Annotated in this window: 9 protein-coding genes and 1 pseudogene; 7 read left to right on the forward strand and 3 right to left on the reverse strand. The window is 45.8% G+C overall.

Annotation, left to right across the window (positions count from 1 at the left end):
• Positions 1-6: 6 nt before the first annotated feature.
• The 3 genes from ACFQ0N_RS27740 to ACFQ0N_RS27750 all read right to left on the reverse strand — a co-directional run bounded on the left by ACFQ0N_RS27740 (position 7) and on the right by ACFQ0N_RS27750 (position 5,839).
• Positions 7-474 (reverse strand): hypothetical protein, encoded by a 468-nt coding sequence (locus tag ACFQ0N_RS27740; RefSeq protein WP_379332527.1) that lies wholly within the window; start codon positions 472-474, stop codon positions 7-9.
• Positions 475-626: 152 nt separating this feature from the next.
• Entirely contained in the window at positions 627-1,241 is a 615-nt protein-coding gene (locus ACFQ0N_RS27745) for a hypothetical protein (RefSeq protein WP_379332529.1), read from the reverse strand.
• A 605-nt stretch (positions 1,242-1,846) separates the two neighbouring features.
• Positions 1,847-5,839, reverse strand: a complete 3,993-nt coding sequence (locus tag ACFQ0N_RS27750; RefSeq protein WP_379332531.1) for a DUF5722 domain-containing protein — start codon at positions 5,837-5,839, stop codon at positions 1,847-1,849.
• A gap of 340 nt (positions 5,840-6,179) precedes the next feature.
• On the opposite strand from ACFQ0N_RS27750, the gene ACFQ0N_RS27755 reads away from it, so the two are divergent.
• The 7 genes and pseudogenes from ACFQ0N_RS27755 to ACFQ0N_RS27785 all read left to right on the forward strand — a co-directional run.
• Positions 6,180-7,397: an ROK family transcriptional regulator gene (locus tag ACFQ0N_RS27755; RefSeq protein WP_379332533.1), complete on the forward strand. Its 1,218-nt coding sequence runs from the start codon at positions 6,180-6,182 to the stop codon at positions 7,395-7,397.
• 92 nt (positions 7,398-7,489) lie between these two features.
• Positions 7,490-8,323 (forward strand): carbohydrate ABC transporter permease, encoded by an 834-nt coding sequence (locus ACFQ0N_RS27760; RefSeq protein ID WP_379332535.1) that lies wholly within the window; start codon positions 7,490-7,492, stop codon positions 8,321-8,323.
• Positions 8,320-9,588 (forward strand): beta-galactosidase, encoded by a 1,269-nt coding sequence (locus ACFQ0N_RS27765; RefSeq protein ID WP_379332537.1) that lies wholly within the window; start codon positions 8,320-8,322, stop codon positions 9,586-9,588. The genes ACFQ0N_RS27760 and ACFQ0N_RS27765 overlap by 4 nt, the downstream gene beginning before the upstream one ends.
• Before the next feature lie 61 nt (positions 9,589-9,649).
• Positions 9,650-11,035 carry an extracellular solute-binding protein gene (locus ACFQ0N_RS27770; RefSeq protein WP_379332539.1) on the forward strand — a complete coding sequence of 462 codons (1,386 nt, stop codon included), beginning with the start codon at positions 9,650-9,652 and terminating at the stop codon, positions 11,033-11,035.
• Between the two features lie 65 nt (positions 11,036-11,100).
• Complete coding sequence (locus ACFQ0N_RS27775) at positions 11,101-12,012, forward strand: carbohydrate ABC transporter permease (RefSeq protein WP_379332541.1); 912 nt, start codon at positions 11,101-11,103, stop codon at positions 12,010-12,012.
• A 23-nt stretch (positions 12,013-12,035) separates the two neighbouring features.
• Positions 12,036-14,147, forward strand: a complete 2,112-nt coding sequence (locus ACFQ0N_RS27780) for a beta-galactosidase (protein ID WP_379332543.1) — start codon at positions 12,036-12,038, stop codon at positions 14,145-14,147.
• A 350-nt stretch (positions 14,148-14,497) separates the two neighbouring features.
• Positions 14,498-14,932 (forward strand): annotated as a pseudogene (locus tag ACFQ0N_RS27785) (GNAT family N-acetyltransferase); the annotation flags it as partial.
• Positions 14,933-14,936: the final 4 nt, after the last annotated feature.

Here is a 14,936-nt window from a genome sequence, read left to right on the forward strand (position 1 = left end):
GTGTTCTCAATTAATAAGAATAGAGCTTGTGTATACCGTACCTTCTTCCAGAGTATTCCCATATGTAATCCAGTGTCTATTTGCAACTCGATAATAATAGCCACTAGAAACCGATACCTCTCTGCTAGAATACGTGTAGGAAGAATCAGTATTTGTAACATTTGAACCGATGCTTGCATTGACCCATTCTGAACCGGTCCAGCGTTGTAATGTTACTTGAACGCCGATAGTGTCAAGGATCCGTGTACCCAACGTCTGTCCGCCGATGCTGACCTTTCCATTACCAAGATCAGATATGTAGCCGTTCCCATTATCAAGATATTTAAAATCGGGATCAAATACTGTAAATGGCTCTGTACCCGGTGGCGGATCAGTTATAGAACTGGCATTGGTTAAAGCAAATGTTCGACTAGGTACAATTAATGCAAAAATAAATACAAAAACCAACATCATTCTGGTAGACGACTTATTCAAATTTATCCTCCTTATTAAACCATGATATTAAGAAGACGATGGAATAAGCAGCTTTCTAACGTTTTTTCTAAAATTATTTATTAGGATATCAGGAAAGGCATTGGAAAACAACAAAATGGATGGCCCTTCAAGCTGTCAAAACTAAAACAGAATTATTTGCTTTTCCATTCAAACGTTCCAACAACACTTATAGTTTCCGTGTTGGTATCTGGTGCACCAATAGCCACATAATATTCACCCACTGGAACACCTTCTGTATCGATTGTTCCAGTGGCACTACCAGAAGATTTTGTCTCTTTCCAATACTGCTTGCTTAGATTATCTTTGCTTACAAATCCAATTTGAATATTCTGTCCTAGTGAGGACCAATTAGCAGTATAGATTAAAATATCACCAGAGGAAATTTTATACACTGAATCACTATTTGTCTGTCCACCTACAGCCAAAGCAGTATGACTAATTGAGAAGCTTGTCTCTGTGTCAAATGGCAAACGGAGATCTTCAACTTCGAGTGTAACCTTAGATGTAGTAACTTGCAGATTCCTCCGAACCTGACTAGTATTCTGCCCGCTTTCCGGCGTCTGTTCCGATTTGAGTGATTCTTTATTTGCGGCAATGACCTTATGGCCCATCTCATTCATATCTGGAGTTTTATCATTTGCAGCATAAGTAGTAACCGTGCCAACAATGGCAAGAGCTAGAGTAGCCAGGATAGAAAACAAGCGAATTGATTTTTTGCGCTGTGTACCATCGTTTTCTAAAATCATATTAATTCTCCTCTCAAGATATGGAAGAATACAACTTTGCTCGCTTCTAGTATATAGACGGTTATTTCCATCAAAATCTAACGGTCTTTTTTTAATTTTTAACAGTTACAGAACTAATTTTTTATAGGTCTTATTCCTTTTGGTATAATAATTTACAAAAGATTAATCTTTACTCAAGAAGTAAGTATTCACTGGTTTGTTTAGCTGATTTCTGTGTTTTCAATATACATGAAGTCGAGGAATTGAACAAATGATACTGAAAAAACTATCCAAGCGAACCGTACTTATTATGCTAATCATTTTTCTTGCGGCAATGTGGATCGTGAGCTTCTTTTCGCCTGAACTAACCATCAGAAGATATATGCTTCTTCATCGGCAGCCTCACGGCAGATGTTTCGGATATGGAACGGTATGACCGTGATTACGGGCATTTGTACAATGTAGCAGGATACATGGATAGACAGACGGGAGAAGAAATCGATCAATTTTATGTAAAAAAGCTCGGGCCCTTCTGGATTGTATCCAGCATCGGAATAGGGACTTAAAGTCAGAAAGAAAAGCCGGGACGGCTTGCAGATTGCTCCGTCCCGGCTTTTTTTGGTCGCTTACTTCGTATAGCCGATGTAATCCAATTGGAATTCGGGATTCCAAGCCATGTCGCTGCCGACGGCTCGGAACGAAATATCGATGCCGGTTACTTGGGTCCGATGCTCCCAGTCTGCAATATCGATTTCGGTCCGGTTCCATTGATCAGGCGACATCGGGGACGTGGCCGAAATGCTTTCCGTGCCGCTGTACAGTGTCACCTTTGTCTCGTAAGAGGCTCCAGGCACGCCGCCATATGAATCAATATAATAGAAAAAGCTTTTTGCATTGCTAAGATCAATAGCTGTCTCAGGCGTGACGGTCAGTGTCTTCCAAGCGCTTGCTGCAACAGTAGCGGCTCTGGCCGCCAACACGTAGGAGCCTAAAACCGGTTTAGTCGGTCCATTTGCGAACTGCTCGACTGTATTTACGCTGGCTATGTTTGCTTTTCCTTTCCACCCCTCAGTGGAGTCCTCAAAGTTGAAAAGAAGCTTTTCATTAGCAGGTATATTCTCCTCGCCTGTTTTTTTTACATGGGCCAGTACTTGCTGGATCGTTCGTTCACGATAGGTGAACAGTGCTTTGACCGTGCCATCTCCTGGAGGCGTATATGAGGTGATGGTCAGTATAAATTTCCTGCTTTCGCCGGTTCGCAGGCCACCTGGCTTTAGCGTTGCCTGATCGAACTTGAGATGCGTTCCGCCCGAGACGGCAATTGTGCCATTCAACGCTTGTTCGTCATAGTTCGTCACCATCACTTCGACTTTAGCCCCTGCCTGCGGCTTTGCTGCCAACAGCTTGGCATCGAGCTTTACATTGGAATACCCGCCGACCGGGGCCATTGTTTTATGGAATCCCACTTCGTCGAGCAGGAACGATCCGGTCCAGCTCTCCGAGCTATCCCCGCGAACCCAGACCTTAATCCGGTCGATAGCACTAACGCCACTCCAGCCTTTCAGGTTCAAAGCCGCACGGTTCCAGCCGAGCTGCGAATCGAGCATGACTGTTCCCTCTGCGATGTTTCTGCCGCTGTATACTTTAATTTTGGCTTCATAGGCTTTGTCTGCTGCAGCTTCCGGCACTTTGAGCGCTAATGTCAAGTAAGGCGCGTTTGCTGCATTGAGCGGCTGTGCGAACCGTTTATCGGCACCCTTCCAATTGAGCGCGGCATAGTCACTGAAACTTATCTTCAGGGAGCGGCTGCCTGCCGCGGCATCTTCCGTTGTGCTTTCGGCTGACTGTGCATTATCAGCAGCTAACCAGCCGCCTGCCCCGTTCTCGAATCCTTCGACCTGCAGCGGGTTGTTGCCCTTTTTCACGAAGGAAACGCCCACTTCGGCCCGTTCTTCCCGGGTCGCCAGCTTGGATGGATCAAAGCCGGGAATGACGCTGGCCCAGTCGTCAATACCGATGACCGCTTTGGCAAACTCGGTGACCTCGAGCGAACGCGCGGTATCAATATATTTAAACACGTCGTAAATTTGTTTGTGTTCAAACGGCGTCGAAATTGTATTCGGAGCATGCGTCCACAACCCCAAGTTCAGGCCGCCTTCTTCCGCATGGTCGACATGGCGATGCAAAATGAAGGAATCGATACCGTCCAAAAACTTGATTTTATAAAAAGCATAAGCGTAAGCGGCTGCTTGCAACTGCTGATCGGCCGCTGTGTTAGCCAGGCTGTTCAGCCCTTGCTCGGACAAAATGATCCGGCGCATTTGCCCATCTCGCAGAAACGGCTGCTGCTGCAAATACCGGACGAGCACCTGTAAATTTTTAAAGGTGATTCTTGGTGTAGTAAAGCTGTCCGTAGGTGATTCATCGTTCCAGAATTTTGGATCAAACAGATTTTCCGGGTAAGGGTGAAACGCAATGTTCCAGCCAAAATCGCCTTCTTCGCGCGACAGGTCGTTCAGCATATCGACGATGACTTTGTTGTCGTATTTCCAAAGGGAGTCTGCTGAAATATTTTCATCCCAAAAATGATCCAGGGAAATATATGTCCTTGCATTGGCGTAATGGCTTCGGACAATCGTATCGACCAGCCGGACGGTTTGCACGTACTCTCTTACATACTTGTCAACCGTTTTTGGTCCCATGTTGTTCCAGATCTGATTTTGGCCGACCTCATTGCCGACGATAAAATTGACCGCTTTCCCATGAGGTTCGTCGGGCTGCGAATAGCGTTCAGCCAAAAAAGTCGTAATCGCCTTGACGTATTTGACGCCAAGCTCGTTGCTTGTATTCAGAGCGTACACGATTCCGCCCGGCTGCCAGTCTGGATGGATGAGATGCGCATTCGGCGTATCTGGCGCCATCTCATTGTACATGAGCAAAATAAGGCTGACGATCGTATCGTTGTCGGACAGGCTTTTGATTTGCGAGTCGAGATGGTTGACGAAGCTCTTTTTGAAATAGAAGGTTTCGCCATCGACCTCATACGGAATCGTATTGGCCGGATTGCTGTTGGCCGTATAGAGCATGCCGTTATAGGATACGTTGATGGCCGCATGGCTGATACCCAGTTCTTCGGCGTCATCCGTCATTTGCACTTGAAGGCCTTTAATGCTTTTTGCCTCCGGGAAGGGCTCGCGATTGGCCGCCAGCTTGTCGGGGTTTGTAATGTAATGCGGCGCATCGGCTAAGGTCAGCTCACCCGCCGCGTTACGGAAGGCAACGGCAAATTTGGAATAGAGCCGGTTGTGCCCGCCGTCGTGAAGGCTAACAGCAAAGGCAAATTGCTTGGCCATTGCCAGCTGGGCAATCGGTGTCAGGCCCGCCAGTTCGTCAGTCTTGCCATAGGTCGGCAGCTCGAAGAGAACAAGCTCGTCACCAGCATGCGCAGCGGCGTAATCCGGCTTTACAGTACCGGCAATCGTTATGCTGCCTTCGTCATTGATGACGGCAGCGGTAATGCTGCCTTCCATCGGCGATTGAACCGGCGGGAATTTCTTGAACCGGATTTCGTCGATCGCGATCGCTCCTGCTGCCGCGGTTAAAGCTTCAATCCGAAACTGCCTGATCGTCCCTGTCCAGCCGTCCCGGTCCGACATATTGGCTATTACCGTCTGGCCGCTGCTGTTCGGCGCGATGTCGAATGTCTTGGATTTCGCTTCGTCCCATGCCGGGTCTGCTTCGGTAATCCAGGACACCTTAAGGCTGGATGCCGCCGTTTGATTGTCTAGTACGATCGACATCCCGTTCCGGGCTTCGCCATCGACCCGAACCGCCGGCGATTCGAGGTAGGCGCCTTCACTTTCAATCGCAAAAACCGCTTTGCCGCCGGAGACAGCAAGCGATCCCAAGTGAGCTGCAAATCCTTCCGTCTCATTGTCGTGATTGAAGAGCATGTCTATCGTATTGGTGGCCATAATGTAGTCGATCTGGAAGCGGCCATCCCAATAATCGTAGCCTGGAGCGCCTGGAGCGATTCCTTCCAGATCAAAATTTTGCATAAATGACAGTTCCATCTTTGTAATCGAGTCCCGATGCTCCCAAGCAGCCAGATCGACAAAAACCCGATTCCAACGGTCATTGGATATTTTGGCGATGCGCTCGAAGCTGTTCTCGCCGCTGTACAGCCGAATCTTTAAGAAGTAGCCGACCGGCTGCCATCCCCAGGAGTTGGCTGCCAATGCCAGATAACGCTGGCCGGATAAATCAAGCGGCGTAGTGAAGCTGCGGTAAATCGTCCTCCACTCGTATACTTTGACATTCTCCGGTACTTGCTCCAGCGCGCCTGCACCCTCGTATGGTCCGCCCGGTCCATTAAGTATGCTGGCCGCAAAGTTGACCTCCTTCGTATTGGCGCCTTTGCTCCATGCTACTGCATCCTCAGGCGTGTTGAAGTCGTTAATGATGAGATCGGGGTAAAACTCTTGTCCAGTGAATACATCTTCAGATTGCCGGAGTGTGGGATCATACGCCCCTGCGAAAGCGCTTGCAGATGCGAAAAAAAGCTGGATAAGAAGAGCAGCTGCGAGCAAACCTGATGTCACTGATAGTTGTCTTCTCATTACGATGCAACCTCCGTTTATTTGCTTTTTTATAGTCTGCCGATTGCCTGGTGCTTACCATTGATAAAAGCGACCATCCTGACTCCAGTCCAATTTCTGACCAATCACCGCCTTTATGTAGTGATTATTACGTATACATAATATAATATAAAGTATACGTTTACAATTTGTTTTTTTGAATTTTACGACTTTTATTTTGCTATTCCGCCGCGGAGCATGACATGTTCCTTTTCAGCACATACAGTTGGTTGAAGTTTTGGGGCGTTTTACATAACTGGTTTAATCGTATATTATAAATATTAGTTAAGTTAACTATTATAAGATGGGCGAGGGATCTATATTGAAGGGAAAGACAGGGAACCCCAAGCTGGTTCGCTCTACAAATTTAAATTTGATTACGGAGTTAGTGAGACGGCAAGGACCAATATCGCGGGCGGATGTGGCCAAGATTTTAAAGCTCAGTGCTCCTAGCGTGTCATCCATTACGGAACAGCTTATCGCGATGGGAATTGTGGAAGAGATGGGCACACGCGATTTGGTTGGAAGCGGTAGGCCGCCGGTCATGTTGAGCTTTAACCGTCATTACGGCTATATTATTGCGATTGATTTGGCGGGAGATAAAATCCGTTTGGCGATCGGGGACTTGATGGGCAATACGATTGTGGAGGATGAGGTCCAGTTCGCCCTGAATGCTGCGATCATAAGCGATGATTTCTTTGCTGTGATACGCAAGCTTCAGAGCTTGCTCGAACAGCAAAGTATTTCGCGTGAAAAGGTGCATGTCGTTTGTGTGGGGACACCGGGGATCATTAACAAGGAGACGGGATATTTTCAGGTCGCTCCTCGTTATAAGGAATGGAACAAAATTAACATCCGGCAGTTGATTGAACGCGAGTTTCAGTCCGATGTCATTGTCATGAATGATATCAATTTGAGTGTGATCGGGGAAAGCCGCTATGGCGCGGGCAGAGGGTTTACGAACCTGCTGGGCATCAATATCGATATAGGCATTGGCGCCGGCATGATTATTAACGGGCAATTATATGAGGGAAGCAGGCTGGCGGCAGGCGAGGTAGGGTATTGGCTGTGCGACACGCCGAATATGGATGAGCCGGGCGATCTTAATAATCATTATTTGGATTTCCGTCTATCTTTGAATAGCCTTATTTATAACGTCAAGCAAGATTTGCAAAATGGCCAGGAAAGTAAGGTTTTGGATTACTGCCGGCATAATTTGGACAAAGTTACGTTCGAGGTTTTTTGTAAAGCGGTGGAAAGCCAAGATCCGTATTGTTTGAAAAAGACCAAGGAACTGGTGCAAACCCTTGCCGGCGTGCTCTCCAATATGAGTTTACTGCTTGACCTCGAACTTATTGTGATTGGCGGAGATATTATTAAGCTTGGCTATGCGTTTATTCAACCTTTAAGGGAACTGGTTAACCGGCTTGTGCCGTTGACAACAACAATTGTGTTTTCGGAGCTGGGCGAGCGCTCGGGAATTTATGGCGGCTTTGCGGTGGCGATGGATCATGTGATGGGCAAGCTGTTTGATGAATAGCGCGGTCTAACAAAAATAAGTTGACGGGTTTATCCCGTTCGGCTTATTATTAAGTTAAGTTAAGTAATTAATTAGATGAGAAGGGGGAGGCTATGCAACCTAGATTCAAGTTGGGAATGATTTTTGCACAAATAGCCTTTATGGTTTACGCGCTTTCCATTATTTATCCGTTTATTTGGATGTTTATTAATTCCTTCAAGAGCGGGCCGGAGTTTTATCAAAATATTTGGTCTTTGCCGCAGCAATGGGGTTGGTCCAATTATTCCAAAGCGTGGAACGATACAGGGCTCGGCACTTACTTTTTAAACAGTGTATTCATTACAGGAGTCGGTACCATTCTGGCCGTGCTATCTGCGGCAACCTCATCGTATGTCGTAGCGAAATATAAGTTTCCGGGCGGCAATCTGATTTTCTTTTTTGCGGTATCTACCTTTCTCATCCCTTCTGTGGGAACGTTAGCGGCACTTTATAAGCTCATGATCAATCTGAGCCTATTCAATTCGCATATCGGACTGCTTGTGTTGTATTCAGCCGGTCTAGGCATGAACTTTATTATTTTGTATGGCTTTTTTAAAGGAGTTTCCTGGGAGTACGCGGAAGCGGCCCATATCGATGGAGCCAACGATTGGCAAATCTTTTTCAAGATTATGCTGCCTATGGCGAAGCCCGGGATTGCCGCTGTAGGACTGGTTACGATGATCAACATATGGAATGATTACTTTCTTCCATATATTTTTCTTCAGGACCGGAAGCTGTTTACGGTATCGGTCGGATTATATGATTTGGTGCTCAAACAGCAATATGCGGCAGATTGGACGACGTTGTTCGCAGCTTTAACTATGGCTACAATTCCAATTCTGGTTGTATATTTTCTCCTTCAAGATCGGCTAATTAGCGGATTAACGACTGGGGGGCTTAAAGGATGAGCCGTCGATTTCTTGCTTCTTTTTCTGTAATTATCGTATTGGTGGTGCTGGCAGCAATGTTTTTTTACAAGGACAAAAATAACGAAGGCCAAACGGAATTTCCGATTGGATTATGGGTTACCCCGCCGGTTGAACAGATTACGCTGGAGCGTTACCGGGAAATTAAGGACGCCGGCATAACCTTTATTACCGGGTTTAGAGAATGGGAGGGCGGTGAGGAAGCGATCCGCCGATCTTTGGATTATGCCGAGGCCAACGATTTGAAGGTATTGGTAAGGGACCCGAGGCTCAATAAGCTGGGTATGGATCAACTGGATCAAATGAAAGGAATGGTGACGCTGTACGCCAATCATCCGGCTTATATGGGGCATGTGTTTTATGATGAGCCTTCGAGCCGCGATTTTGAAAGGCTGGCGGCGATGAAGCAAGAATATAGCAAATATGCTCCAAATGGATTAGCGTATGTAAACCTGTTTGCGACCTATGCTTCTCTTGAGCAAAAGGGAGGAACGTCTACAGAATATGTGCAAGACTATCTGCGTCAGTTCGACCCTCAGGTGTTATCGTACGATCATTATCCATTCTTGACGAAAGCTGCAGATGATGAAAGCGCGGTCATTACGGAGGATTACTTTTATAATCTCGAATTGATCCGCAGTGAGGCTGTGAAGCATAACATTCCGTTTTGGCTATTTATCCAGACATTGTCATTTAATCAGACACATCGAGATCCAACAGAGGAAGAATTGCGCTGGCAAGTCTATACAAGTCTTGCTTATGGGGCTAAAGGAATTCAATATTTCACCTACTGGACGCCGGAGCCTTCGGGGGGCGAAACATTCGGAGAGGGAATTATCGATCGCGCGGGCAAGCAAACAAGGCATTATGGGGAGGTGCAACGTTTAAACCGGGAAGTACAAGCAATCGGTTCGAAGCTTATGCATTTGAAGTCTGAAGGTGTTATTCATTATGGCGCTGAGCCTCCGTTAATTGCAGAGCCAAAAAAATCGTTCGAACCGATCGTAAGCATTGCTGGCGATCCAGCGATTATTGGCTGCTTTAGCGACGATAATGGCCGTCAGAGCATTCTTGCGGTTAATGCCAGCTTTGCACAGCATGCAGTCACAACATTAACCGTGGAGTCCAGTGTAAAACGAATTTCTTGGTGGAAGAACGGCGAGTGGGGAGAAAGCAAGGTTGAAAATGGAGAAGTAAAGCTGGACTTAGCGCCAGGGCAAGGCACATGGGTTGATTTTGAAAAATAAAGTGCCGCCTTTCCGGGGCTTCGTGGCGCTTTATATATAAAATATTAAGGGGTGCAGCTCAATGAAAACTACAAAAATGAAAAACAGGATGATGTTGTTTTCCACAGTACTACTCGGTATGGCAATGGCGACAAGTGCATGTTCGGGTTCGAACAGCAGCAGCGGTACTAACGGGAGCCAGGTGAAACAGGAAAATGGCGAGAAAGAAACCAAGGGCGAAAAGAAAGTGCTGAAGGTGGCATTTTTTCAGGGAGGCTTTGGCGATGCCTGGTTTAAGGAGCTGAAAAGCGGATTTGAAGCTTCGCATGAAAATGTAACCGTTGAGCTTGAAGGCGATCCAGGCATTATGGAAAAAATGGGGCCCCGTTTTGAGTCCGGAGCAAACCTGCCCGACGTGGCTTTTCTGACAAACACACACTGGCAAATGTGGGCGGCACAGGGATATTTGGCTGACCTGACTGACCTTTATGAAGGGCAAGATTCTGACGGGGTAACCATTAAAGAATCGTTAAATGAAGCGGCACAGAAATACGCGCTCTATCAAGATAAGGCCTACAATATTCCATGGTCTGACGGTGTGCTGGGGATGGCTTACAATAAAGGCATGTTCGAAGAGAATGGCTGGGAAGTACCGAAAACATGGCAGGAGTTTGCAGACTTGGCTGAGAAAATTCAGGCAAAAGGTATTGCTCCAATCGTGTACCCTGGAAAAGTAGCCAGCTATTGGGACTTTGTGGTGAAACCGATGTTCGTTCAGGCAGGCGGATTCGATTATTTGAACGAAATATTGAATATAGATAATCCCGATGTTATGGGCAATCAGGCTAAACTGGCAGCATTGCAACAATTCGAGGCCATCTTTAAAAATAACTGGACGCTGAAGGGCTCTGAGGCACTCAATCATACAGAAGCGCAAATGGAATTCGTTAATGGCAAAGCTGCGATGATTCCCAATGGCAACTGGCTGGAAAGCGAGATGAAGGCATCGACACCGGAAGGCTTCCGAATGGCTATGATGCCGGTACCTGCTGTAGAGGGGGCCAAAGAAGCCAATGTATATTTCAGTATGGTAGGGGATATTACGGTTGTCCCTGCCAAGGCGAAGGAGCAGGAGCTGGCGAAGCAATTTATCGCATTTGCTTCATCAAAAGAAATGAACCGCAAATTTACGGAACTGACAGGTAACTTTAGACCTTTCAATTATTCCCTGGAAGGCGTGCAGGTGTCTGAGTTTACACAAAGTGTGATGGATATTATGAGCAATAATAAACCATTCACTTTTAACTCTAACAATCCTATGTTTACTAAAATGACGCTGTATCCTTCAGGAGATGCTTATGGCAACATTGTATTTGGCTCTAAAACAGCCCAGCAGCAATTTGATGATGATTTGGCTTTTGCCAAGGACAAGTGGGATGCATACAAGAAAGAAGTGGGAATGGAATAAAGCAGCACAGGGGAGGAAGCCGGTAGCCGGCTTCCTCAGGCTTCTATGAAAGAAGGGGAATATTTATGCAATGGATCTCTAATCGTACAAAAAGAATGAGAGCATTATTTATTTTGTCGATGATTATTTATCCAGTTGCCCATTATTTATTATTTACAATATATGTAAATATTAACACAATCGTCTATGCATTTAAACGCTGGAACATTTCAAGCGGCGTTATCGAATGGGTGGGATTACACAATTTTCAAGAAATTATCGAAAAGATGTTTACAGAGGCGCCTTACAAGTATGCGGTGCAAAATACGTTATTATGGATTCCGTTAAATATCTTCGTCCTGCTGCCGCTGTCTCTGTATGCCGCTTATATGTTTTCCAAGAAAATCAGGTTTCACAATTTTTATCGGATCGTTTATTTCTTCCCATCCATATTATCAATTGTCATTATTACGATGGTCTTTTCATTTATGGTAAGCCCTAATGTTGGTGTCGTAAATGCTGTCCTGGATGCAGTCGGGCTGGAAAGTTTGAAGCGCTCCTGGCTCGGAGATCCGTCTACCGCCCTTGGAACAATATTTTTCTTCTGTGTGTGGGCCGGGATTGGATTTAATGCGGCGATTTTATTAGGGGCAATCGGAAGAATTCCTGGTGACCTCTATGAAGTAGGCGAGTTAGAAGGAATTACTAGAATGAAAGAATTAACGAAGGTCGTTGTCCCGATGATTTGGCCGACGATTTCAACACTGGTCATTATCGGAACAAGCAGTGCGTTCACCATTTTTCTTCAATCCAAACTGCTAAGCAATGGCGGCCCGAACTATTCTACCAATACAGTAGCGTTGCAAATCGTTAATCTTGTGACTGATGGCCAATATGGCACCGCGTCAGCCTTCGGCGTATTACTGGCCATTATCGGCGGAGTAATCACTTGGATCATTAAGTCTCTGCTGGATAAAACGACGATCGTTGAATATTAAGCCATATCCGTGGAGGAATGCTCATGTATAGGAAAATGTTGTTTACCGTATTGAGTATGTTTATTGTGGCAGCAGGAGTAGCAAATGCGGGATCGGCAAGCAGCTTAGCCAATCAACAATTTCCAATAGGGATCTTTTGGCCTCCTTCTCCAGCGCAGATGACGGATGCCAGCTATGCCGATATTAGTGCGATGCATGCAAATTTTATTGTTGGCGGGAACGGTGTAAGCGACTTTGCCAGTAATGCATTAGCGCTTACTTACGCAGCGAACAATGGTTTGAAAATACTGGTTGATGATAGCCGTCTGGCTTGGCAAGAGAAATCCATCACTCAGGAAGCGACAGGGCATGGTTTTTTCGTAAGTAATTCCACTTCCTTAGGCCAAACCTTTAGAACTCCCGCTGGAACAGGCTGGGGATTGAATACGGTTCAACTGTATATTGATAAACTGAATTGGCCGGCCGGCTTTACGATTACGTTAAGCTTGTACGATAGTCCGGCTAAGCAGCAGCTTATTGCCAAGGATGCCATTACGGCACCTGTTTCCACCTATTATCCGGTATTTAATCTCCATACAGCCATTCAGAGCGATAGGGAGTATTATTGGGAACTGACTAGTGACAACCCTACCCCTATAGGATGGGTTACAACTAGCAGCGGTGATGTATATGATCATGGTCAAGCCTACAGGAATGGGGTGGCCCAGGCCTTTGATTTTTGGTTCCGGATTGGTTTCTCACAACGGACATACCAGGATGGGACGCAGCCTCCAGCTGCAACTATTGATGAAATAGCTAATTATTATCGGGAAAAAAATGCAGTCAAAGGCTATCATGTGCTTGATGAGCCATCCGCCCTGCAGATGACGAGTATTCAGAATACAATTCGCCGAATAAAAGCAACCGATCCTGATCACATGTCTTTTGTTAATTTGCTGCCAAGCTACGCTTCATTAGCACAGCTGGGCCTAGACCAAAAAACAGGGGAGTATGTAACAGATCAAGTTTCACTAGGTCAAACCTTTACAACGAAAAAAGGCCAAACCTACATTGATTCCGTACAGTGGTGGATTGATAAAGGAACATGGGGGGCGGGGGAAGCCTTACAGTTAAAGCTCTGGGACTCTCCGGCCAAAACCAGCTTAATCGCACAAGATACGATCTCTGTACCTGATTCCGAATGGCAACAATTTCATTTGAATACAGCGGTGAAAGAGAACACCATGTATTATATGGAATTGACGCATAATGGGGGCGGAGACAAGTCGATAGGCTGGGTTATCCGCTCGAATACAAATGATAATTGGTACAATGATGGTTCTGCCTATATAAACGGGGTTGAAATCGCAGCCGATTTTTGGTTTACGATTAATCAAAATATAGTTGGCGGATCCTATGAGGATTATGTATACCGTTGGATGTATACGGAACCTGATGTGCTGGCTTTCGATCATTACCCTTATTTGGCGAATGGACAATTCAGAAGCGATTATTATGCGAACCTGGAAGTGATTCGCCGTCAGGCCAAGCTGGGTAACAGAGATTTCTGGTCTTATATTCAATCCGTTGGTGTGAATGGGGTGTGGCGGGCTCCTTCAGAGAGTGAAATGAGATATCAGATATACTCGAATCTGGCATACGGTGCGAAGGGGTACATTTACTTTACTTACATGACACCGGAATCGAGCGGCGGGGAGAGCTTTAATAATGGGATCATCTTGCCAAATGGAATGAAAAATGCTTCTTTTACCTGGGCGCAAAACGTGAATGAAGAAGTACAAAATCTGGGCGGCACATTAATGAAGCTGAAATCAACAGCTGTGTATCATTCAGGCAGCAGTCTGCCAGCTTCTACCGTCCAATTGCCGGCTGCTTTTATGTTCCAGCCTAATAATAAGACACTGCCTCTACTAATTAGCTCATTTGAGCATGATGAGGGCGATATCTATGTTATGGTCGTGAACAAAAATACAGCTAGCGCTCAGACCGTTTCTTTTTCCATTGCTCCTGCCATCGTTGATGTGAAGGAAGTTTCGAAAACCAACGGCCAGCTAAGCGCAACGAATTTTGCAGCGGGAAGCCTGACAATAAACTTGGCTGCCGGTGAAGGGAAGCTGTATAAAGTGCAAAAATAACTGCTAAACAAAAGAAGTACCCTGCGAAAATAGGGTGCTTCTTTTGTTGTTAAGCGGGTCGTATGGACGGCAGCGGGAATGCTTGATTTCAAGGTGCGCAGAGCGCTGGAATTAAGGTGGCTTGGATTAACCGGAAAAATAAAGTGCTGCCACGTAATTATTGTCCAGACTACTCCATTCAGTCGTTAATAGAATTGATTCCCTTGTTGCAGTAGCCATCCACCTAAAAGCAAACATGTCAAAACGCCACAAGATGCCATTTATTTGTCTGTTGTGATGAGATAAAATATTTGGAAAGGAGAGAACTCTGCTGAAAAGATCAGTTTTGAATAAAAGGAGTGAAAAGCAAAGTGACAGTCAATTTTACAGGGGTCAAGACAGAACAGGATATTGAGTCGCTGGCACAGCTGGCAGCCGAAATTTGGAATGAATATTTCACCCGCATTATTACGCAAGAGCAGATTGATTACATGGTTGATAAGTTTCAATCCGTTCCGGCACTGACTGCCCAAATCAATACCCAAGGCTACGAATATTACTTTATGAATGTGAGCGGCGAGAGCATCGGCTATCTTGGAATCAAACAAGAGGATGGCAGACTGCTGCTCAGCAAATTTTACATACAAAAAGAAAATCGGGGGAAAGGCTACGCCAGCCGCGCGATGGACTTTTTAGTTGAGCTGTGCCGGAAACGAAGATTAGGCGTGATGTGGCTTACTGTGAATCGGCACAATGCAGATACGATCGCCGTCTACGAGAAAAAAGGGTTTAAGACTGTACGGACTCAGG

Origin of the sequence: Paenibacillus sp. GCM10027626, from assembly GCF_042676285.1 — a bacterium.
GTDB lineage: Bacteria > Bacillota > Bacilli > Paenibacillales > Paenibacillaceae > Paenibacillus_Z.